Here is an 18337-nt window from a genome sequence, read left to right as displayed (position 1 = left end):
CCCCAAGTGGGCGGCGCCTGTCATAACGTGGCAACATAGTGACTATTGACGACGCATTCTTATAGGGTTGCACCCAGTCGCACCTTTAGGATGGTGTACTTTTGGATGCCGGTTCGGTACGAGTTGCTGCGACTTTTGGTAGCTTGTGTGGGGATAGCCTGCTGTGTATCTTGATCAGCCTTTAGCCAATCTTCGGCTGAATCTTTTTTTGAGATTGGCCCCATGAGGCGAGTCTGACGATATCTATATAAAAATTGAGGAGCACATCGATGCGCGTGATTCTGCTGGGAGCTCCCGGTGCCGGTAAAGGTACTCAGGCACAATTTATTACCGAAAAATTCGGTATCCCGCAAATTTCCACTGGCGACATGCTGCGCGCAGCGGTCAAGGCCGGTACCGAATTAGGCTTGAAAGCCAAGAGCGTCATGGACAGCGGTGGCCTGGTCTCCGATGACTTGATCATCGGCCTGATCAAAGACCGCCTTGCTCAGCCTGATTGTGCCAATGGCGTCCTGTTCGACGGCTTCCCGCGCACTATTCCTCAGGCCGAGGCCTTGGTAGAAGCTGGTGTTGAAATCGACAATGTGGTCGAAATCGCGGTCGACGACGAAGAAATCGTCAAGCGCATTTCCGGTCGTCGTGTGCATGATGGCTCCGGTCGCGTCTACCACGTGATCTACAACCCGCCAAAGGTTGAAGGTGTGGACGACGTTACTGGCGAACCCCTGACTCAGCGCAAGGACGACGTCGAAGCTACTGTGCGTCATCGTCTCGAGGTCTACCACGCTCAGACCAAGCCGCTGGTAGCCTTCTACCAGAATCTAAGCACCGCGAACGGCAAGCCCAAGTGCAGCCATATCGAGGGTGTTGGTTCAGTTGAAGACATCACCGCCAAGGTGCTGGCTGCATTGAGCTGATTCGGCTTTCAATGATGAACAACGGCCCGCTTGCGGGCCGTTGTTGTTTATAATGCGGCACTTTTTTCACCCTCACGGAAATGCCGATGACCACCTTGCTGGCCCTGGATACCGCCACTGAAGCCTGCTCTGTCGCCCTGCTGCACGATGGCAAGGTACTGAGTCACTACGAGGTGATTCCGCGTCTGCATGCCCAGCGCCTGCTGCCGATGATCAAGGACTTGCTGGCCGAGGCGGGGATTGCGTTGTCCGCTATCGACGCCATTGCCTTCGGCCGTGGCCCCGGCGCGTTTACTGGCGTGCGGATCGCGATTGGTGTGGTTCAGGGGCTGGCCTTTGCACTGGAGCGCCCCGTATTGCCGGTGTCGAACCTGGCGGTGCTGGCGCAACGTGCTTTTCGTGAACACGGTGCCCGACAGGTCGCTGCCGCCATCGATGCGCGCATGGATGAAGTCTATTGGGGTTGCTACCGCGAAACCGCCGGTGAAATGCGTCTGATCGGTGCCGAAGCCGTGCTGCCACCGGAACACGCCAGTTTGCCTGTCGATGCCACGGGCGACTGGTTTGGCGCTGGTACCGGCTGGGGCTACGCTGATCGGATCGCCGTCAAGCTGGCAGGGCAGGACGCGGGTATGCTGCCTCATGCGCAGGATTTGCTGACGCTGGCCACCTTCGCCTGGCAGCGTGGTGAAGCGATTGTTGCTGACGACGCGCAACCGGTTTACCTGCGTGACAAAGTAGCGACCCCCAAAGCCCGGCCACTCTGACCCCCTATACCGTCTGTGCCTGCTGCAAAAGCGACATTCCATCGGCGTTTTAGAACCTTTAGACACATTATGTGGTCTAGTAACTGTTCGGGCATTTGCCAAGTATCGTCCGTGCAGCTAAATTGCCACTATAAGACGCCGAGTACGCATCAATGCGCATAGACGGATCCTCATCACGCTCCTACCCCATAAAGCGCAAGCCTCGCAAAGGCCCGGCGACAGTTGAGGGTTCCTTCGAAGAAGTGGACAGCGAGATCGAAGTCCCGTCCCAAATGCCTGCCATTGCCTCTCACGCGCAAGGGTCTCAAGCTTCAGCCACGGCCAACGTCCCGGCCCGCCAGCAGGACATGATATTCCCTCGTTCCGTCAGCAATCGCGTCGCCTATGCGCTGGCCAGTTATCTCAGCACGGCCAGTTTTGTCGAGTGGGATCTGGAAGTGTTGGGCCTCGATCTTCACGTTTGAATTCTCCCGACCTCCCGTATTACCTCGGTTGCCCGTCCTGGAGTGAAAATGCCTGGCGTGAGTCTTTATACCCCGAAACTGCCCGGCCCAACGAATTCCTGAGTCTGTACGCGCAGGTGTTCAACGCCGTTGAAGGAAACACCACATTTTATGCACGGCCCTCTCCGGTCATTGTCCAGCGCTGGGCGCAGAGCCTGCCTGAACACTTTCGCTTTACCGCCAAATTTCATCGCGATATCAGTCACGGTGGCGACCTTCGCCAACAACTGCACGCTGCTGAAGACTTCATCCAGTTGCTCGCGCCATTGGGGCAAAGGGTCGCACCAATGTGGTTGCAGCTGCCCGCCAGCTTCGGGCCCGTGCGTTTGGCCGAGCTGACGAGCTTTATCGATGCCCTTGAGCGGCCGTTGGCAGTTGAAGTCCGCCACCCAGCGTTTTTTGCCAAGGGTGATGAAGAGCGGATGCTCAATCGAATGCTGCTGGACCGGGGTGTGGAGCGTATCTGCCTCGATCCTCGGGCGCTATTCAGCTGTGTGTCGACCGATCCCGCCGTGCTGCATGCGCAATCGAAAAAGCCCAAAGTCCCTCCACGCCCTGCCGCCCTGACGCAATTTCCTCAGGTGCGCTTTATTGGCCATCCATTGCTCCAGGCCAACGACCCGTTTCTTGTGCCATGGGTGGAGAAAGTAGCGGGCTGGATTGAGGAGGGGCGCACGCCTTATGTGTTCCTGCACACGCCCGACAACCTCCAGGCGCCCGACCTTGCTAGACGCTTTCACCAACAACTGATGGTTCGCCTGCCGGGGTTGGCGCCGCTGGCGGTACTGGAAAGGGCGCCTGTCGCGCAGCAACTGGGCTTGCTGTAAGGTCGATAGCTCCAACGATCAACCGTCAGTCTCCAAGGAGTGTGCAAATGGATTCGCAGTTACTACGCGCTCAGGCTTTCAAGTCCCTGCATGAACGAGAGGGGGCTTTTGTCATCCCTAATCCGTGGGACGCAGGCTCGGCCAAATTACTCGCCTCTCTGGGTTTCGAGGCCTTAGCCACAACCAGCGCCGGCCTTGCCTTCGCACTGGGGCGTGCCGACGCAGAAGGTGCGATCAGCCGCCAGGAAACATTGGATAATGTCGCTGCAATCGTCAACGCCACGGCATTGCCAGTGGCCGCGGACCTGGAAAACTGCTTTGCTCACAGCCCCGAAGGCTGCGCAGATACGATTCTGAAAGCCGCTGCATTAGGTATCGTTGGCGGCTCGATTGAAGATGCCAGCGGCCACGCGGACAACCCGATCTACGCCTTCGAATTGTCGGTGGAGCGGGTCAAGGCTGCTGTTGCCGCAGCGCGCAGCTTACCTTTCCCCTTCATGCTGACCGCCCGCGCCGAGAACCTGCTACACGGCCGTCTGGACTTCGCTGACACCTTGCGCCGCATCGAAGCCTACGCCGAGGCGGGCGCGGACGTGTTATTCGCGCCGGGGCTGCGTACGCGCGAAGAAGTCATCGCTGTGGTGCGCGCCGTAGCACCGAGGCCGGTCAACGTAGTAATGGGGCTGAGCGGTGTGACGCTCTCGGTCGCTGACTTGAGCGCTTGCGGGGTCAAGCGGATCAGCGTCGGCTCCTCTCTGGCAAGGGCGGCCTTGGGCGGTTTTTATCGCGCAGCTCAAGAGATCAGCCAGCAAGGCACCTTCACCTATAGCGAACAGGCGCTGCCGTTCGCTCAATTGAACACGCTGTTCAGGGCATAACGCTGGGTGTGGTGCTTATGCAGCCATGCGCAGGTTTTGCAGAATGATAGGCCGAGCCCAGCCGTTTTCGTAATCCAGTTGCCGTTGCTGAGCGACGACAGTGGCGGGTTCGAGGGGCAGGGCAGGCTTGACTGCCAGGTCCCATTCGAGCTCGGCGATGGGCAAGTGCAGCGGACGCGGCTGCGGGCCGGGGCCAGGGTTTGTATCCGCCTGGGGAGGGTTGAGCACCAGTGGGCGGACCCAGCCGCTTTCGAAATTCAGCTGCCGCTGTTGCGCGATCATGTCTGCGACAGTGAACGGTTCGGCCGGTTTGTCCAGCAGGTCGAGTTCGAATTCGGCAATGGGCAGGTGCAAATGTTCAGGTGGGGTACGCGGCACGTCGGCAACCGCGCAGTCACGCTGACCGACAATCTGCCCCAGGGTGTTGGTGCCACCCAGCGGTTCGCCGCTGGCGCTTGGGGTAACTGCGCTGAGCTCAGTCGAAACACCCGTGCCGTCACCGACTTGCTCGGCCATCGCACGGGCAAACGCATCCTGCCAGAGCTGGGTCACGCCGCTCAAGGTTCGGGAGTTGCTGAGGCTATAGTCGCCTGCGTACGACAAATAGCCTATCGGTGAGGGTTGAATATCAGACATAGCGCTCAGTTGACCGTCCGGCTCTGGCAAAATGCCGGATATTCCTGTTATCGGCCAATGTTGCCGATCATTAACAAATTAGTTGAGCGTATGGGCACATGAGTGAGCAACACACGGGCAGCCGCATTCGGGTCGAAGCCCTGACAAACAACGGACAGACGCAGGCGTTGGCCTGGGCACAGCGTCTTGGCCTGCCGTTAGAGGACGCCGAAGCAGACTTCGCCCTGCAAGTGACGGACGACGGTTTGCAGTTACAGCAATTGGGTGCCGACTCCTCGGGTCCGGTACGGGTGGACTTTGTCGAAGGCGCTGTTGCCCACCGACGCTTGTTCGGTGGCGGCAGTGGGCAGATGATCGCCAAAGCGGTCGGTATTCAGCCGGGCGTGCGCCCCCGGGTACTGGATGCGACGGCGGGATTGGGTAAGGACGCGTTCGTGTTGGCGAGTCTGGGGTGCGACATGAGCCTGATCGAGCGTCAGCCCATCATTGCCGCCTTGCTTGAGGACGGACTGGCTCGGGGCCTGCGGGATCGCGAGGTCGGGCAGATCATCGCCCAGATGCGCTTGCTGACCGGCAACGCCATCGACTTGATCCGCGCCTGGGAAGGCGAGCCACCGCAAGTGATCTACCTCGATCCGATGTTCCCGCATCGGGAAAAAACCGCGTTGGTGAAAAAAGAAATGCGCCTGTTCCGCCCATTGGTGGGCGATGACATGGACGCGCCGGCATTGCTGGAAGCCGCGCTGGCGCTCGCCACTCACCGCGTCGTGGTCAAACGACCCCGCAAGGCCCCTTGCATCGACGGGCCGAAACCGAGTTATGCACTGGATGGTAAATCCAGCCGTTACGACATCTACCCGAAGAAGGCACTGAAGGGCTGATATAGCCTTTGCAACCTTCGGCAGATCCTGTGCAGCCTGTGTGGCCGAAGGCTGCGAATGGCCGTATCAAGGCCGATAAGCCCGCATAAACAGACTCACCACTTCCTGAACATGGGCTTCGGCCTCCTGTTCATCCGGCAGCTCCCCGCAGCCGATCAGCAGGCGAAAATTGCAGGCGCCCTTGAGCAGACACAGAAAATGCTCGGCAGCGAGGTGTGGTTTGTCGATGCTCAGGCTGCCGGCCTTATCTATCTGGGTCAGAAAGCGTTCCATCTCCAGCAGAATTCGCTGAGGCCCCGCCTCGAAAAAAATCTGCGACAGCTTCGGGTCTTGACTGCCGAGCGCGACCATTAGCCGATGCAACGCCAATGAGTCGGGACTGTTGATCAACGCATAAAACCCCCGGCCAATCTTTAACAGCAATGCCTCTAAAGGCATGCCGTGGGGGATTTCGAAAAACAGCTCAGGCAGTTGCTCCTCACAGCGCGCCACCACTGCGGCGGAAAACAACGTTTCTTTGTCGGTGAAATGGCTGTAGACCGTGAGTTTCGACACACCGGCTTCTGCGGCCACGGCGTCCATACTGGTGCTGGCATAACCGTTGCGCACGAACAGGTTTTTCGCGGCATTGAGGATCGCTTGGCGTTTGACCAGGTCTTTGGGGCGGCCGGGGCCCGAAGCACTTAATGAGGGGCGGGGTAATGAATTATCAGGCATCTTCGTTTTAATAGTGGACTGGTGAGTTTGGTATTTCTTACTATGCGCTTCAGTACAATAATTAAAGCATCCTTTGCCAAAGGTCCATCACCATGTGTCGCGATGCCTTGTCCTTTATTCTACCGATCAGTCTAGTGATTTTACTGGCTGCCTGTGGTCATGAAGAGCCTATCCAGCCCACCGTGCGTCCGGCCATGGTGGTTCAGCCGCAGCCTTCATCGCAGTCAATGGACAGTTTTCCCGGTGAAGTTCGCGCACGGTTCGAGCCGGAACTGGCATTCCGTATCGCAGGTAAGGTGAGCAAACGTCTGGTGGACGAGGGCGAACGGGTCAGGGCCAATCAGCCGCTGGCCGAGTTGGACCCGCAAGATGTGCGCCTGCAACTGGAAGCAACCCGCGCCCAAGTGGCCGCCGCCGAAGCCAATCTGCAAATGGTCCGTTCCGAACGTGATCGCTACAAGACGTTGATGGATCGGCAACTGGTTAGCCGGTCCCAGTTCGACAACGCCGAAAACCTGTTCCGTTCCGGCGAGGCGCGCCTCAAACAGATCAAGGCCGAATTCAGTGTTGCCGATAATCAGGCCGGCTATGCGGTGTTGCGCGCTCCGCAAGACGGCGTGATCGCCAGGCGTCTGGTGGAAGTCGGGCAAGTCGTGGCGGCGGGGCAGACCGTGTTTAATCTGGCCGCCGACGGCGAGCGCGAAGTCTTGATCAGCTTGCCGGAACAGAATTTCGGGCGTTTCAAGACCGGTCAGGCGGTCGCTGTCGAGTTGTGGACGCAACCGGGTCAACGTTTCTCAGGTCGCATCCGTGAGTTATCGCCTGCTGCCGATCCACGCTCACGGACCTTTGCCGCTCGCATCGCCTTTGCCGAGGGCAAAGTGCCCGCCGAGCTGGGTCAGAGCGCACGCGTGTTCATCCAGACCGAACAAACGGTGGCCCTGTCGGTGCCGCTGTCAGCGTTGACTGCCGAGAACGGGGTCAATTACGTTTGGCGGGTCGACGCCAATAACATCCTCAAGCGTATTCCCGCGCGAATCGGTGCCTACGGTCAGGACAGCGTGCCCATTCTCGAAGGCCTCAAGGCCACGGACTGGGTTGTGGCCGCCGGTGTGCATGTGCTGCACGAGGGCGAGCAGATACGCCCGGTGGATCGCAGTAATCGCGAAGTGAAACTGGCGGTGAAGGAGTAAGCACGGATGCGTTTCAATCTCTCCGAATGGGCACTGCGCAACCGCCAGATTGTCCTGTTTCTGATGCTACTGCTGGCGATTGTTGGTGCGGTTTCCTACACCAAGCTTGGCCAGAGTGAAGACCCGCCATTTACCTTCAAGGCGATGGTCATCCGCACCAACTGGCCCGGCGCCAGTGCCGAGGAAGTCGCGCTTCAGGTCACCGACCGCATTGAGAAGAAGCTGATGGAAACCGGTGAGTACGAGCGCATCGTCTCGTTCTCACGCTCAGGTGAATCCCAAGTGACGTTCATGGCGCGTGACGCCATGCACTCGGCGCAGATTCCCGATCTTTGGTATCAGGTACGGAAAAAAATCAGTGATATTCGCCACACCTTGCCACCGGGCATACAGGGGCCGTTTTTTAATGATGAATTTGGCACTACGTTCGGCAATATCTACGCGCTGACGGGCAAGGGTTTTGACTACGCCGTGCTCAAGGACTACGCCGACCGCGTGCAGATACAGCTGCAGCGGGTCAAGGACGTCGGCAAGATCGAACTGCTGGGTTTGCAGGACGAGAAGATCTGGATCGAGCTCTCGAACGTGAAGCTGGCGACCCTTGGGCTGCGATTGGAAACGGTGCAGCAAGCCCTGGAAGACCAGAACGCGGTGTCGGCAGCGGGTTTTTTCGAGACCCCCAGTGAGCGCATTCAGCTACGGGTAACCGGCCGTTTCCAGACGGTGGACGAGATCAAGAATTTCCCGATTCGCGTGGGTGATCGCACGTTCCGTATCAGCGACGTGGCCGAGGTCTTTCGCGGCTTCAACGACCCTCCCGCGCCGCGCATGCGCTTCATGAGCGAAGACGCCATTGGTCTGGCCGTGGCCATGAAGGACGGTGGCGATATTCTGGTGCTGGGTCATGCGCTGGAGGCTGAGTTCGCCCGCGTACAGAAAAGCCTGCCCGCAGGCATGCAGCTGAGCAAAGTCTCGGATCAGCCGGCGGCAGTGAAAACCGGGGTCGGTGAGTTCGTTCAGGTGCTGGCCGAGGCGCTCGGCATTGTACTGCTGGTGAGCTTCTTCTCCTTGGGCATGCGCACCGGCATGGTCGTCGCCTTGGCAATTCCGCTGGTGTTGGCCATGACCTTCACCTGCATGTATTACCTGGGGATTGGCTTGCACAAAATCTCCCTTGGCGCGCTGGTGCTGGCGTTGGGCTTGTTGGTGGATGACGCGATCATTGCTGTGGAGATGATGGCGATCAAGATGGAGCAGGGTTACGACCGGCTCAAAGCCGCCAGTTTCGCCTGGACCAGCACCGCTTTTCCGATGCTCACCGGCACATTGATTACCGCTGCGGGCTTCTTGCCGATTGCCACAGCGCAATCGAGCACGGGGGAATACACCCGCTCGATCTTCCAGGTAGTGACCATCGCCTTGTTGGCGTCCTGGGTTGCCGCCGTGGTGTTTGTGCCCTATCTGGGGGAGCGGCTGCTGCCGGACCTGGCGAAAATCCACGCAGCCAAACATGGCACGGGCGCGGCGGACCCTTACGGCACGCCCTTCTATCAACGCGTTCGGCACATGGTTGGCTGGTGTGTACGGCGGCGTAAAACGGTGCTGGTGCTCACCGTTGGCCTGTTTGTGCTGTCAGTGGTGATGTTCCGTTTCGTCCCGCAGCAGTTTTTTCCGGCTTCCGGACGACTGGAACTGATGGTCGATTTGAAACTGGCCGAAGGTGCCTCCTTAAGCAATACCGCCGAGCAGGTCAAACGGCTGGAACAGATGCTCAAGGATCATCCAGGCATCGATAACTACGTGGCCTATGTCGGTACCGGTTCACCGCGTTTCTACCTGCCGCTGGATCAACAGTTGCCCGCCGCCAGCTTCGCGCAGTTCGTGGTGTTGGCAAAAAGCATCGAAGACCGCGAGGTCCTGCGCACCTGGTTGATCGAAAGCCTCAACCAGCAGTTTCCGACCCTGCGTTCCCGAGTGACGCGTCTGGAGAACGGTCCGCCTGTGGGCTATCCGGTGCAGTTCCGCGTGACCGGTGAGCACATCGAGGAGGTCCGCGCCCTGGCGCGTAAAGTCGCGGCCAAGGTAAGCGAAAATCCGCATGTGGTTAACGTCCATCTGGATTGGGAAGAGCCAAGCAAGGTCGTGAGCCTCAACGTTGATCAGGATCGGGCGCGCGCATTAGGCGTGAGCACTGCCGATCTGTCGCGATTCCTGCAAAGCTCGTTGACCGGTTCCAGCGTCAGCCAATACCGCGAAGACGACGAACTGATCGAGATTCTGTTGCGGGGGACCCCTCATGAACGCACGGACCTCGCCTCGCTTCCGAGCCTGGCGATTCCTACCAGTAACGGCACCAGCGTCGCCCTATCCCAGGTCGCGACCCTGGAGTACGGCTTCGAGGAGGGCATCATCTGGCACCGCAACCGTCTGCCGAACGTCACTGTTCGCGCCGATATTTATGGCAAAGAGCAACCGGCAACCCTGGTTCAGCAAATCATGCCGACACTGGAGGGCGTACGTGCCGAGTTGCCGGATGGCTACCTGCTGGAAGTCGGTGGCACGGTCGAAGACTCGGCGCGGGGGCAGGATTCGGTCAAGGCCGGTGTCCCGCTGTTCATCGTGGTGGTCCTGACCTTGCTGATGTTGCAACTGCGCAGTTTCTCGCGCACCGCCATGGTCTTTCTCACCGCGCCGCTGGGTTTGATTGGCGTGACCTTGTTTCTGATCGTCTTTAATCAACCGTTCGGTTTTGTCGCAATGCTCGGCACTATCGCCTTGTCAGGGATGATCATGCGCAACTCGGTGATTCTGGTGGACCAGATCGAACAGGATATCGCTGCCGGGCTGGATCAATGGCAAGCGATCATCGAAGCCACCGTACGCCGCTTCCGCCCCATCGTCCTCACGGCACTGGCGGCAGTGCTGGCGATGATCCCGCTGTCACGCAGCGTATTCTTCGGCCCGATGGCGGTCGCGATCATGGGCGGCTTGATCGTGGCGACTGCACTGACGCTCTTGTTCCTGCCAGCCCTGTATGCGGCGTGGTTCCGGGTGAAGAAGGTGGGGGGGTGAAGCGGTGTATCAGGCGCTCCGCGTTGGTTATTCGCCAACAAGACTGCGCGTCCCGGTTGCTCCTACAGTATCGAGTCATGCTCTGAATTTACGTCAGGCGCAAACCATCTGTACAGGCTGTGTGAAAACCTCGGAGACCGAGTGGTTGGCTAAAAAACGTACTAAGAATCGCGCCCCTACGTGAATTCTAGGTCTGTATACCAGACGAGCTTTTTCAGAATTCACGTGAGAGCGCGCAGTTCATTTTCTGGCGAGGGTTTTCACACAGCCTGTGTAGGAGCGAACTTGTTCGCGATAGCGGAGTGTCAGGCATACCTCCATCGCGGGCAAGCGCGCTCCTATCAAACAACCTTTAAGTTATTGAAAAATAAAGCATAAATGTCATTATATTTTCAGCAAAACGCAGATTCGTAGGAGCTGCCGAAGGCTGCGATCACCCCGGGGTCGCGTCCGACGGAACCGGTCGCTTTCTTGAGACCGCTGAAGGTCGTGCCGGTCGCCCGCGACCCCGGCCTTTCGCAGCCTTCGGCAGCTCCTACAGGGACCCCGTTTGCTGCGCGACAGCGCGGCGGCGAAGACGCGGCGAGGCCTCCTATCAAACTGATTTTTAATCCTTTAAAAACAATGTATTGGCATTGGTTGTGATGTGTATATCCGGCATTGGCGTTGATTACAGCGCGCCAAATACTTTTTTCGCCAGACTGGTCGCTGCGGCTGCCGGGTTTTGGCGGATGGCGGCTTCTTGTTTGCCGATCATTTCAAACAGGCCGTTGAGGGCTTGCTCGGTCACATAACCTTCGATGTTGGCGTCTTTGGTGTCGACGACCCCCAAGCTCGCGGCCTGGCCGGCGAACGCGTTGTATTTTTGCGCGACGCCGACTTTGTCGGTGGCTTGTTTGACGATGGGCAGGAATTTGACGCGGATCTGCTCGCGACTGGTCTTGCTCAGGTATTGGGTGGCCGAGTCATTACCGCCGCTGAGGATGCCCTTGGCATCCGCCACGCTCATCTTCTTCACGGCATCCACCAGCAGCGCCTGGGCTTGCGGTACAGCGGCTTCAGCGGCCTGGTTCATGCTGGCTTCCAGTTGATCGACCTGCGCGCCCATGCCGAACTGTTTCATCTTCTTCGCAATTTTACCGAGACTGCTTGGCAGTTCGATGCGCACATCCTTGTTATTGCTGAAGCCGCCAGGGGTGCCCAGTTGCTTGACGGCAATCTGCGCGCCTTGGGTCAGCGCATCCTTGAGGCCGCCCGTGGCGTCCGACTGGGAAAGATCGCTCAGGGACAGGGCGAACACGTTGGCCGACAACAACAGACCCGCGCACAGGCCAGTGAAAGTAATGGAGGGTCGGAGCATGGCAGCATCCTTTTCAATGGGATCGAATTGAGAAAACGGTAGCCGGGTTTTCAGGCTTACGCGGGGGATTATTGAACAGAGTCCAGGCGAATGCGCAGTGGTTTCTGATCCTGATCGCCTAACTGTACGAGGTACTGCCCAGTGCTGATGAACAAGAGTTTGCCCTCCAGCTCAATGCGCGCGCTGACCGAATAGCGATGGCCAGCCTCTACTTGTTTTGGATCGTATTCCAGATTGAAAGGCAAAGGCACCTGGCCTTTGATCGGGCCGCTTTGTCTGGCCAGTACGACCACCGGTGCATCGGCTTTGGACACGTCGTGCAGGCTGACATTCAAGGTCGCGGCGGGAGGCAGGGCAATGCGTTGCAGGTAAAAAACTTCCCCATCGAGGCTGGCTTGAGAGGAGTGGTGCGAGGTACTGCACGCGCCGAGCAGACTGGTCAGAAGGATAAGTGCTAGGTTTTTCATTGGAATCTCCGTATCGGTGGCGCCAGAAGAAGCCTGACGCCATCGAAGGAGAACTTAACGGATTTAGCCCGCTGGGTCAGCCTCTGTTACATCTTTGCTGCTGATGACAACGACCAACCCCCTCCAAATCAAGTCCTGACTGGCCGGTTATCACCTTGTATCAGGCGTTGACCTGAACGACCTGGACTCGCAGGCCGACGATGTTTTCTTCGTTTAGCTCAACCATGTTCGTTGTATCGCTAACCCAGATCAGGCGGCCTTCACATTCGATATGAGCACTGACTGAGTAGCTGCCAGCTGGCTGATTCGGGACGTAACTCAGCTCGAACGCCAGTGGCACTTGCTGCGTGATTTTGGTTTTGCTGATCGCGACGTTCCTGGCGGCAGCATCCGCGAAGGAAACCTCTTCCAGGCTGACAGTCAATGTGCAGGCAGTCGGCAACATGATTTTTGGCAGGTAGAAGACTTCGCCCTGGACGGTCAAACGTGGTTCGCTAGTCATAACAACATCCCTATTGATAGGCGCCAGAGAGTTGGCGCAAGAACCATGCTAGCCGAGATTTGGAGCACCAAATCAACCAGAGACCAATCGCCATATCATTCCGGATATTTCCCACAAGTTCATGATATCTATCTTGTTTTTTTCTCAACTATCAGGGGTTTCTCCATCGCGATGCAGGGCCACTTGGCGAATTGACAAGCGTATTTCGGCTGGCAATACTCGCTTCGCTGCACCCTCGGCCAGCTCACCCAGCAGCGGGTGGTAGCTGAGCTTGCCCGCTGGGTCTTTGCACAGTACGCCGAGGTCGAGCAACGTCTGGATAAAGTGGCGGAACAGGCTCTTGTCGAAAAATTCCGGCGCATTGAGGCCATGCAAAATCGACAATCGCTGAGCCATGACCGTACACAAATCTTCCAGTTCTTCGGCGCTGATGCTGTTCTGGCCACTGTTGAGCAATAGCGAGGTCGCCATATAGAAGCGTTGCAGCGTCTGGGCGATGGCCCGTGACAACAGGGTCAGCAGGACGAAGTGACGTGAACTCGGGGCCGGGCGCAGGTAGACGTTATTTTCAACGCGCAGCAGGCCTTGCTCGACGAAGGCTTCAAGCCACTGGTCGATCACGGCATCCAGCTCGTCCAGCGGCCAGCGAATGAACAGCTCCGATTGCAGGTAGGGGTACAGCGCTCGGGCGTAGCGCAGAATCTGTTCACGGGTCATCCGTGACGAACTCTGGAAGAAACTCGCCAGCAGCGAGGGCAGGGCGACAATGTGCAACACGTTGTTGCGGTAGTAGGTCATCAAGACCGCGTTCTGCTCATCCAGGTAGAGGATTTTGCCTAACGCGTCCTTTTGCTCGGACAGCAGGTTCATGCCCTTCACGTACTCGATCAGCGCCTTGCCATCACCTTCAGGCAGCGTGGTGTGTGGTGAGTAAGGCACCCGACGCAGCAGGGTCAGGTACAGGTCGAGAATCCGCGCCATGGCTTGATCGTCGAGCGCCAGCTTGTTGGTGGACAGCAAGGCCAGCGCCACCAGATTGACCGGGTTGATCGCCGCCGCTTCGTTCAGGCCCTGAGCCACGCGCTCGCCGAGGCGGTGGGTGGTCTCGTTCAGCCAGCCTGGGCGATAGTGAGGGCCCAGCTCCTGCTCGCGCCAATTGGGTTGTTCATGGTCGAGGAACGCAGCCAGTTTGATCGGCTCGCCGAAGTTGACTGACACCTGCCCGAAGCGCTGCTTGAGTGCACCAATGACTTTGAAAATATCGAAGATCGACTCTTTCTTTTTGGTCGCGCCGCGCAGTTCGCCCAGGTAGGTCCGACCTTCGAGTACGCGCTCATAACCGATGTACACCGGCACGAACACGATGGGCATCCGCGAGTTGCGCAAAAAGCTGCGCAGGGTGATTGCCAGCATGCCGGTCTTGGGTTGCAACATGCGCCCGGTGCGGGAGCGGCCACCTTCAACGAAGTATTCGACCGGGAAACCCTTGGTGAACAGCGTGTGCAGGTATTCATTGAATACGGCGCTGTACAGCGGGTTGCCTTTGAACGTGCGGCGCATGAAGAACGCGCCACCACGGCGCAGCAGGCTGCCGATCACCGGCATGTTCAGGTTGATACCCGCGGCGACGTGGGGCGGTGTCAGGCCATTGCGAAACAGCAGGTAGGACAGCAGCAGGTAATCGATATGGCTGCGGTGGCACGGGACATAGATCACTTCGTGACCTTGGGCGACATTTTGAACGCCTTCGATATGGCTGACCTTGATACCGTCGTAAATCTTGTTCCAGAACCAGCTCAACACCACTTCGAGAAAGCGAATCGCCGAGTAGGTGTAGTCCGACGCGATTTCATTGCCGTAACGCAGGGCCAGCGCCTGGGCTTTGCTCTCGGGGATTCTCTCGCGTTCAGCCTCTTCGAGAATGGCCTGCTTGACCAGCGGCTCGTCCAGCAGACCCTTGACCAGAGTACGTCGGTGCGACAGGTCGGGGCCGATGACGGCGGCCTTCAAGTTGCGAAAATGCACCCGCAAGATGCGTTGGGTCATGCGCAGGGTGCGTTCGTGGCCTTTGTTTTCTTCGATCAGTCCCCGCAGATGGATCGGTGCGGAAAACTGCACGCGGGTCTTGCGGCCCAGAATCAGAATGCTGACCAATCGACGCAAGCGCCCGGTCACCGCCCAACTGTCCGCGAACAACAGCTTCCAGGGACTGGATTCGCTGTCTGGCGACTGGCCCCAGAACACGCTGACCGGGATGATCTGTGCATCTTCGGAGGCGTTCTGACTGATGGCGCTGACCAGCCGTTCCAGCGTGGGTGGCGCGCCGCGTTTGTCCTGGCGGCCCAGCCAGTCGGGCTCGGGTGTCAGGTAGAAGAATGCGGCGGGCTCCAGCAGGTTTCCCACGGCTACCGGCAGAATCGGTCGCGGCAACCCGGCTTTACGGCACTCGGTATCGACCACCGCAAGGTCGCTTAATGAAGGTGATTGCAGGGCATAGAACACCGGGCGGCTGCGGTCGAGGTTGAGGGTGAAGGACGACTGGTTGATGGTTTCCGAGCGAACCCAGAGGTACAACAGTCGGCGCAAGGTGCCAAACACAAGACGGCGGAACGGGGAGCGGGTCATACGGCTTCTGCTGAATGAGGGGAAAACGAGCAGCTGCTCGGGGGCGACAGTGTGCCGCATCTGCTGAAGATCGGCAAAAAACGACGCCGTTTATGTGGATTTCGCCGTTTTTAATGCTGCCCTATACTCGGACGTTCAATAATAAAAAACAGGGGCAACGATCCAATGTCAGCACGTGAAACAGGCAGTGTGAAGTGGTTCAACGATGCCAAGGGCTATGGCTTCATCCAGCGTGGAGATGGCGCGGACGTGTTCGTGCATTACCGTGCCATCCGTGGGGAAGGACACCGTTCACTGGCTGAGGGCCAGCAGGTCGAATACGGCCTGGTCGAAGGCCAGAAAGGCTGGCAGGCAGAGGACGTCGTGGGGCTATGAAATAAGCAGGCCGTACACAGATTTACAAGGAGCTGACTTGTCTGCGAACCAGGCAACTCGGTCTGTCAGGTACACCGAGTTGCGGCCTTCGTGGGCAAGAACCAGGCGTCCCCAGCTCCTGCATTGTGCGGTGTCAGGCTCAGGTCGTGTGCCAGACGATCTCTTCTTCGCCGTCGCTGCTGATGCGAATCCAGCGGTCGGCGGCGTCGTCGCTTTCTTCCTCGATCCATGTGCCCGGTGCGCAGCGAACTTCAACGTTCAGCGCGGCGAAGGCGGCGCGGGCGCAGGCGATGTCGTCGTCCCATGGGGTCTTGTCGCTTTCCAGAAACAAGCTGTTCCATTTGCCGACAGCCTTGGGCAGCCAGGTCACGGTAACGTCACCGGCCGTGCATTTGTACGTCTGACCTTTCTTGACCCACGCGGAGCAGGAGCCCAGCGCAGCGCTGAGCCAGGCGGCGATGGCCATGTAGTCGACGTCAGCGTCTTTTAGGTAAATCTCGATATCGGGTTGGCGCATGGATGCCTCGTGATTGATTGAAAATCCATTCGCGGATTCATTCGGCGGCCCCGCACAGGCAAGGCAGCGTCGATTCAGGGTGTGTAGATTCGTAGATTATTGAAGCACGAAATAATCGTAACGCATGGAGACCGTCACTTCGAACGGCTCCGGCTGCTCAATGACATTGGCCCGGCGTTCGGCACTGGCGCGCCAGCCGTGGGGCGTCATGGCCAGCAGATTGGCGCGGGCTTGAGCATCGACCAGGCTCAGGGTGAAACGCAAGGTCTCGCTGTGCTGCAACTGCATATCAGCGGGCACCTGCATCAAGTGTTTGTCATCGACGTATTCACGCACTTCGTCATAGAGCCGCTCACGCAGCTCCATCAGGTGTTCGCTGGTGGGACCGACACGCATCAAGCCGCCGCCGGTGCTCAGTAGGCGTTTGGCTTCGTGCCAGTCCAGCGGGCTGAACACGCTGGCAAGGAATTGGCAGCTGTCGTCAGGCAGCGGCACGCGGGCCATGCTGGCGATCAACCAGGTGATGTCTGGGTCACGCCGGCACGCGCGCTTGACCGCTTCGCGGGAAATATCCAGCGCGTAGCCATCAGCATTCGGCAGGGCCGCAGCGATTTGCGCGGTGTAGTAACCCTCGCCACAACCGATGTCCAACCAACGGGCGGGCGAGCGTTCGGCGGCCAGTTCCGCCAGGCGCTTGGAGACCGGCGCGTAATGGCCTGCATTGAGAAAGTCGCGTCGGGCTTCGACCATGGCCTGATTATCACCAGGGTCGCGGCTGTTTTTGTGTTGTACCGGCAGCAGGTTCAAATAGCCTTGGCGCGCACGGTCGAAGCGGTGGCCAACGGGGCAGACCACACCGTTATCAACCGCGCTGAGGGCTGCTGTGCAAATCGGGCAGGTCAGCATCATGCGAGCAATTTGACCAGAGTCTGATAGTAGATTTCGGTCAGAACATCGAGGTCGCTGGCCAGGACGCGTTCATTGACCTGATGGATCGTGGCGTTGACCGGGCCCAGTTCGACGACTTGCGTCCCCATCGTGGCGATAAACCGTCCGTCTGAGGTGCCGCCGCTGGTCGATGCTTTGGTTTCGCGACCGGTGACGGCCTTGATGCTCGCAGACACCGCGTCCAAGAGCGCGCCGGGTTCGGTGAGAAACGGCAGGCCAGACAAGGCCCATTCCACATGCCAATCCAGGCCATGTTTGTCGAGGAGGGTGGCGACCCGTTGTTGCAGGGCTTCAACGGTGGACTCGGTGGAGAAGCGGAAGTTGAACATCGCTGACAACTCGCCGGGGATGACGTTGGTCGTGCCCGTGCCTGAGTTGAGGTTGGAGATCTGAAAGCTGGTCGGCGGGAAGAAGGCGTTGCCATTATCCCAGTGCTCGGCGGCCAGTTCGGCCAACGCGGGCGCGGCCAGATGGATTGGATTCTTCGCCAGGTGCGGGTAGGCCACGTGGCCCTGGACCCCGCGCACGGTGAGTTTGGCGCCCAATGAACCACGGCGACCGTTTTTCACCACGTCGCCTACCAGCGTGGTACTCGACGGTTCGCCGACAATGCACCAGTCCAGACGTTCTTTACGCGCCGCCAGACGCTCGATCACCGCCTTGGTGCCGTGGTGTGCCGGACCTTCTTCGTCGCTGGTGATCAGGAACGCTACCGAGCCTTTATGGTTCGGGTGATCGCCAACAAAACGCTCGGCGGCCACCAGCATCGCGGCAAGGCTGCCTTTCATGTCAGCTGCGCCACGCCCGCAAAGCATGCCGTGTTCATCGATCAATGCGGCGAACGGATCGTTCTGCCAGGCTTGAAGCGGGCCAGTTGGCACCACGTCAGTGTGCCCGGCAAAGCACAGCACGGGGCCTTCGTGGTTGCCGTGGGTGGCCCAGAAGTTGTCCACATCCTCGATACGCATCGGCTCCAGTTTAAAACCGGCATCGCCCAGGCGTTGCATCATCATCGCCTGACAGTCGGCGTCGATCGGCGTGACCGATGGACGACGGATCAGGTCGCAGGCAAGTTGGAGAGTGGGCGAAAGGTCGGCTGGGGCCGTCATGTAAGGACTCCGGTAACAAGGTTCTAGGCGCGGAAAAGGCGCT

At 58.8% G+C, this 18337-nt stretch carries 18 protein-coding genes; 9 read left to right on the top strand and 9 right to left on the bottom strand.

The window, feature by feature from the left end:
* The first annotated feature begins 269 nt into the window (after positions 1-269).
* From adk to AC1ME2_RS06785, 5 genes are all read left to right on the top strand, one after another.
* Positions 270-917, top strand: coding sequence for an adenylate kinase (gene adk, locus AC1ME2_RS06805; RefSeq protein WP_480440020.1), 648 nt, complete (start codon positions 270-272; stop codon positions 915-917).
* 86 nt (positions 918-1003) lie between these two features.
* Complete coding sequence (gene tsaB / locus AC1ME2_RS06800) at positions 1004-1684, top strand: tRNA (adenosine(37)-N6)-threonylcarbamoyltransferase complex dimerization subunit type 1 TsaB (RefSeq protein ID WP_480440019.1); 681 nt, start codon at positions 1004-1006, stop codon at positions 1682-1684.
* A 152-nt stretch (positions 1685-1836) separates the two neighbouring features.
* Positions 1837-2148, top strand: a complete 312-nt coding sequence (locus AC1ME2_RS06795) for a hypothetical protein (protein ID WP_480440018.1) — start codon at positions 1837-1839, stop codon at positions 2146-2148.
* Positions 2145-3014 (top strand): DUF72 domain-containing protein, encoded by an 870-nt coding sequence (locus tag AC1ME2_RS06790; protein ID WP_480440017.1) that lies wholly within the window; start codon positions 2145-2147, stop codon positions 3012-3014. The genes AC1ME2_RS06795 and AC1ME2_RS06790 overlap by 4 nt, the downstream gene beginning before the upstream one ends.
* Positions 3015-3061: 47 nt before the next feature.
* Positions 3062-3892 (top strand): isocitrate lyase/PEP mutase family protein, encoded by an 831-nt coding sequence (locus tag AC1ME2_RS06785; RefSeq protein ID WP_480440016.1) that lies wholly within the window; start codon positions 3062-3064, stop codon positions 3890-3892.
* A 15-nt stretch (positions 3893-3907) separates the two neighbouring features.
* Here the strand turns inward: AC1ME2_RS06785 and AC1ME2_RS06780 are convergent, their stop codons facing one another.
* Entirely contained in the window at positions 3908-4528 is a 621-nt protein-coding gene (locus tag AC1ME2_RS06780; protein WP_480440015.1) for an energy transducer TonB, read from the bottom strand.
* Positions 4529-4626: 98 nt separating this feature from the next.
* Here AC1ME2_RS06780 and AC1ME2_RS06775 point away from each other — a divergent pair, with 98 nt between their 5' ends.
* Positions 4627-5409 carry a class I SAM-dependent methyltransferase gene (locus AC1ME2_RS06775; RefSeq protein ID WP_480440014.1) on the top strand — a complete coding sequence of 261 codons (783 nt, stop codon included), beginning with the start codon at positions 4627-4629 and terminating at the stop codon, positions 5407-5409.
* Positions 5410-5475: 66 nt separating this feature from the next.
* Here the strand turns inward: AC1ME2_RS06775 and AC1ME2_RS06770 are convergent, their stop codons facing one another.
* A complete protein-coding gene (locus AC1ME2_RS06770) occupies positions 5476-6126 on the bottom strand; it encodes a TetR/AcrR family transcriptional regulator (RefSeq protein WP_480440013.1) in 651 nt (216 codons plus the stop codon).
* A 92-nt stretch (positions 6127-6218) separates the two neighbouring features.
* Between AC1ME2_RS06770 and AC1ME2_RS06765 the strand changes: the two genes are divergently transcribed.
* A complete protein-coding gene (locus AC1ME2_RS06765) occupies positions 6219-7319 on the top strand; it encodes an efflux RND transporter periplasmic adaptor subunit (protein WP_480440012.1) in 1101 nt (366 codons plus the stop codon).
* 6 nt (positions 7320-7325) lie between these two features.
* Positions 7326-10391, top strand: coding sequence for an efflux RND transporter permease subunit (locus AC1ME2_RS06760; protein WP_480440011.1), 3066 nt, complete (start codon positions 7326-7328; stop codon positions 10389-10391).
* A 670-nt stretch (positions 10392-11061) separates the two neighbouring features.
* On the opposite strand, the gene AC1ME2_RS06755 is transcribed toward AC1ME2_RS06760, so the two are convergent.
* From AC1ME2_RS06755 to plsB, 4 genes are all read right to left on the bottom strand, one after another.
* On the bottom strand, positions 11062-11751 hold the full coding sequence (locus AC1ME2_RS06755) for a DUF4197 domain-containing protein (protein ID WP_480440010.1): 690 nt from the start codon (positions 11749-11751) through the stop codon (positions 11062-11064).
* Positions 11752-11819: 68 nt separating this feature from the next.
* The gene (locus AC1ME2_RS06750) at positions 11820-12218 is read right to left on the bottom strand and encodes a YbaY family lipoprotein (protein WP_480440009.1); all 399 of its coding nucleotides are present in this window, start codon (positions 12216-12218) and stop codon (positions 11820-11822) included.
* Between the two features lie 160 nt (positions 12219-12378).
* Positions 12379-12720, bottom strand: a complete 342-nt coding sequence (locus tag AC1ME2_RS06745; protein ID WP_480440008.1) for a YbaY family lipoprotein — start codon at positions 12718-12720, stop codon at positions 12379-12381.
* 144 nt (positions 12721-12864) lie between these two features.
* A complete protein-coding gene (gene plsB / locus AC1ME2_RS06740; RefSeq protein WP_480440007.1) occupies positions 12865-15345 on the bottom strand; it encodes a glycerol-3-phosphate 1-O-acyltransferase PlsB in 2481 nt (826 codons plus the stop codon).
* 165 nt (positions 15346-15510) lie between these two features.
* On the opposite strand from plsB, the gene AC1ME2_RS06735 reads away from it, so the two are divergent.
* The gene (locus tag AC1ME2_RS06735) at positions 15511-15720 is read left to right on the top strand and encodes a cold-shock protein (protein WP_219061210.1); all 210 of its coding nucleotides are present in this window, start codon (positions 15511-15513) and stop codon (positions 15718-15720) included.
* 139 nt (positions 15721-15859) lie between these two features.
* Here the strand turns inward: AC1ME2_RS06735 and AC1ME2_RS06730 are convergent, their stop codons facing one another.
* From AC1ME2_RS06730 to dapE, 3 genes are all read right to left on the bottom strand, one after another.
* Positions 15860-16237 carry a hypothetical protein gene (locus tag AC1ME2_RS06730; RefSeq protein WP_480440006.1) on the bottom strand — a complete coding sequence of 126 codons (378 nt, stop codon included), beginning with the start codon at positions 16235-16237 and terminating at the stop codon, positions 15860-15862.
* Positions 16238-16333: 96 nt separating this feature from the next.
* Positions 16334-17143, bottom strand: a complete 810-nt coding sequence (locus AC1ME2_RS06725) for a putative RNA methyltransferase (RefSeq protein WP_480442030.1) — start codon at positions 17141-17143, stop codon at positions 16334-16336.
* Positions 17143-18294 (bottom strand): succinyl-diaminopimelate desuccinylase, encoded by a 1152-nt coding sequence (gene dapE / locus AC1ME2_RS06720; protein ID WP_480440005.1) that lies wholly within the window; start codon positions 18292-18294, stop codon positions 17143-17145. The genes AC1ME2_RS06725 and dapE overlap by 1 nt, the downstream gene beginning before the upstream one ends.
* Positions 18295-18337: the final 43 nt, after the last annotated feature.

The organism is Pseudomonas sp. ASL9 (assembly GCF_056680335.1).
This window is presented reverse-complemented; position numbering and strand designations above follow the sequence as displayed.

What these genes read in the sequence shown, in the direction of transcription:
- AC1ME2_RS06725 (WP_480442030.1), bottom strand. Translation starts at nt 17,143, where the DNA reads ATGCTGACCTGCCCGATTTGCACAGCAGCCCTCAGCGCGGTTGATAAC.
- AC1ME2_RS06735 (WP_219061210.1), top strand. Translation starts at nt 15,511, where the DNA reads ATGTCAGCACGTGAAACAGGCAGTGTGAAGTGGTTCAACGATGCCAAG.
- AC1ME2_RS06770 (WP_480440013.1), bottom strand. Translation starts at nt 6,126, where the DNA reads ATGCCTGATAATTCATTACCCCGCCCCTCATTAAGTGCTTCGGGCCCC.
- AC1ME2_RS06750 (WP_480440009.1), bottom strand. Translation starts at nt 12,218, where the DNA reads ATGAAAAACCTAGCACTTATCCTTCTGACCAGTCTGCTCGGCGCGTGC.
- AC1ME2_RS06780 (WP_480440015.1), bottom strand. Translation starts at nt 4,528, where the DNA reads ATGTCTGATATTCAACCCTCACCGATAGGCTATTTGTCGTACGCAGGC.
- AC1ME2_RS06755 (WP_480440010.1), bottom strand. Translation starts at nt 11,751, where the DNA reads ATGCTCCGACCCTCCATTACTTTCACTGGCCTGTGCGCGGGTCTGTTG.
- AC1ME2_RS06785 (WP_480440016.1), top strand. Translation starts at nt 3,062, where the DNA reads ATGGATTCGCAGTTACTACGCGCTCAGGCTTTCAAGTCCCTGCATGAA.
- dapE (WP_480440005.1), bottom strand. Translation starts at nt 18,294, where the DNA reads ATGACGGCCCCAGCCGACCTTTCGCCCACTCTCCAACTTGCCTGCGAC.
- AC1ME2_RS06775 (WP_480440014.1), top strand. Translation starts at nt 4,627, where the DNA reads ATGAGTGAGCAACACACGGGCAGCCGCATTCGGGTCGAAGCCCTGACA.
- AC1ME2_RS06745 (WP_480440008.1), bottom strand. Translation starts at nt 12,720, where the DNA reads ATGACTAGCGAACCACGTTTGACCGTCCAGGGCGAAGTCTTCTACCTG.
- AC1ME2_RS06760 (WP_480440011.1), top strand. Translation starts at nt 7,326, where the DNA reads ATGCGTTTCAATCTCTCCGAATGGGCACTGCGCAACCGCCAGATTGTC.
- adk (WP_480440020.1), top strand. Translation starts at nt 270, where the DNA reads ATGCGCGTGATTCTGCTGGGAGCTCCCGGTGCCGGTAAAGGTACTCAG.
- plsB (WP_480440007.1), bottom strand. Translation starts at nt 15,345, where the DNA reads ATGACCCGCTCCCCGTTCCGCCGTCTTGTGTTTGGCACCTTGCGCCGA.
- AC1ME2_RS06765 (WP_480440012.1), top strand. Translation starts at nt 6,219, where the DNA reads ATGTGTCGCGATGCCTTGTCCTTTATTCTACCGATCAGTCTAGTGATT.
- AC1ME2_RS06795 (WP_480440018.1), top strand. Translation starts at nt 1,837, where the DNA reads ATGCGCATAGACGGATCCTCATCACGCTCCTACCCCATAAAGCGCAAG.
- AC1ME2_RS06730 (WP_480440006.1), bottom strand. Translation starts at nt 16,237, where the DNA reads ATGCGCCAACCCGATATCGAGATTTACCTAAAAGACGCTGACGTCGAC.
- tsaB (WP_480440019.1), top strand. Translation starts at nt 1,004, where the DNA reads ATGACCACCTTGCTGGCCCTGGATACCGCCACTGAAGCCTGCTCTGTC.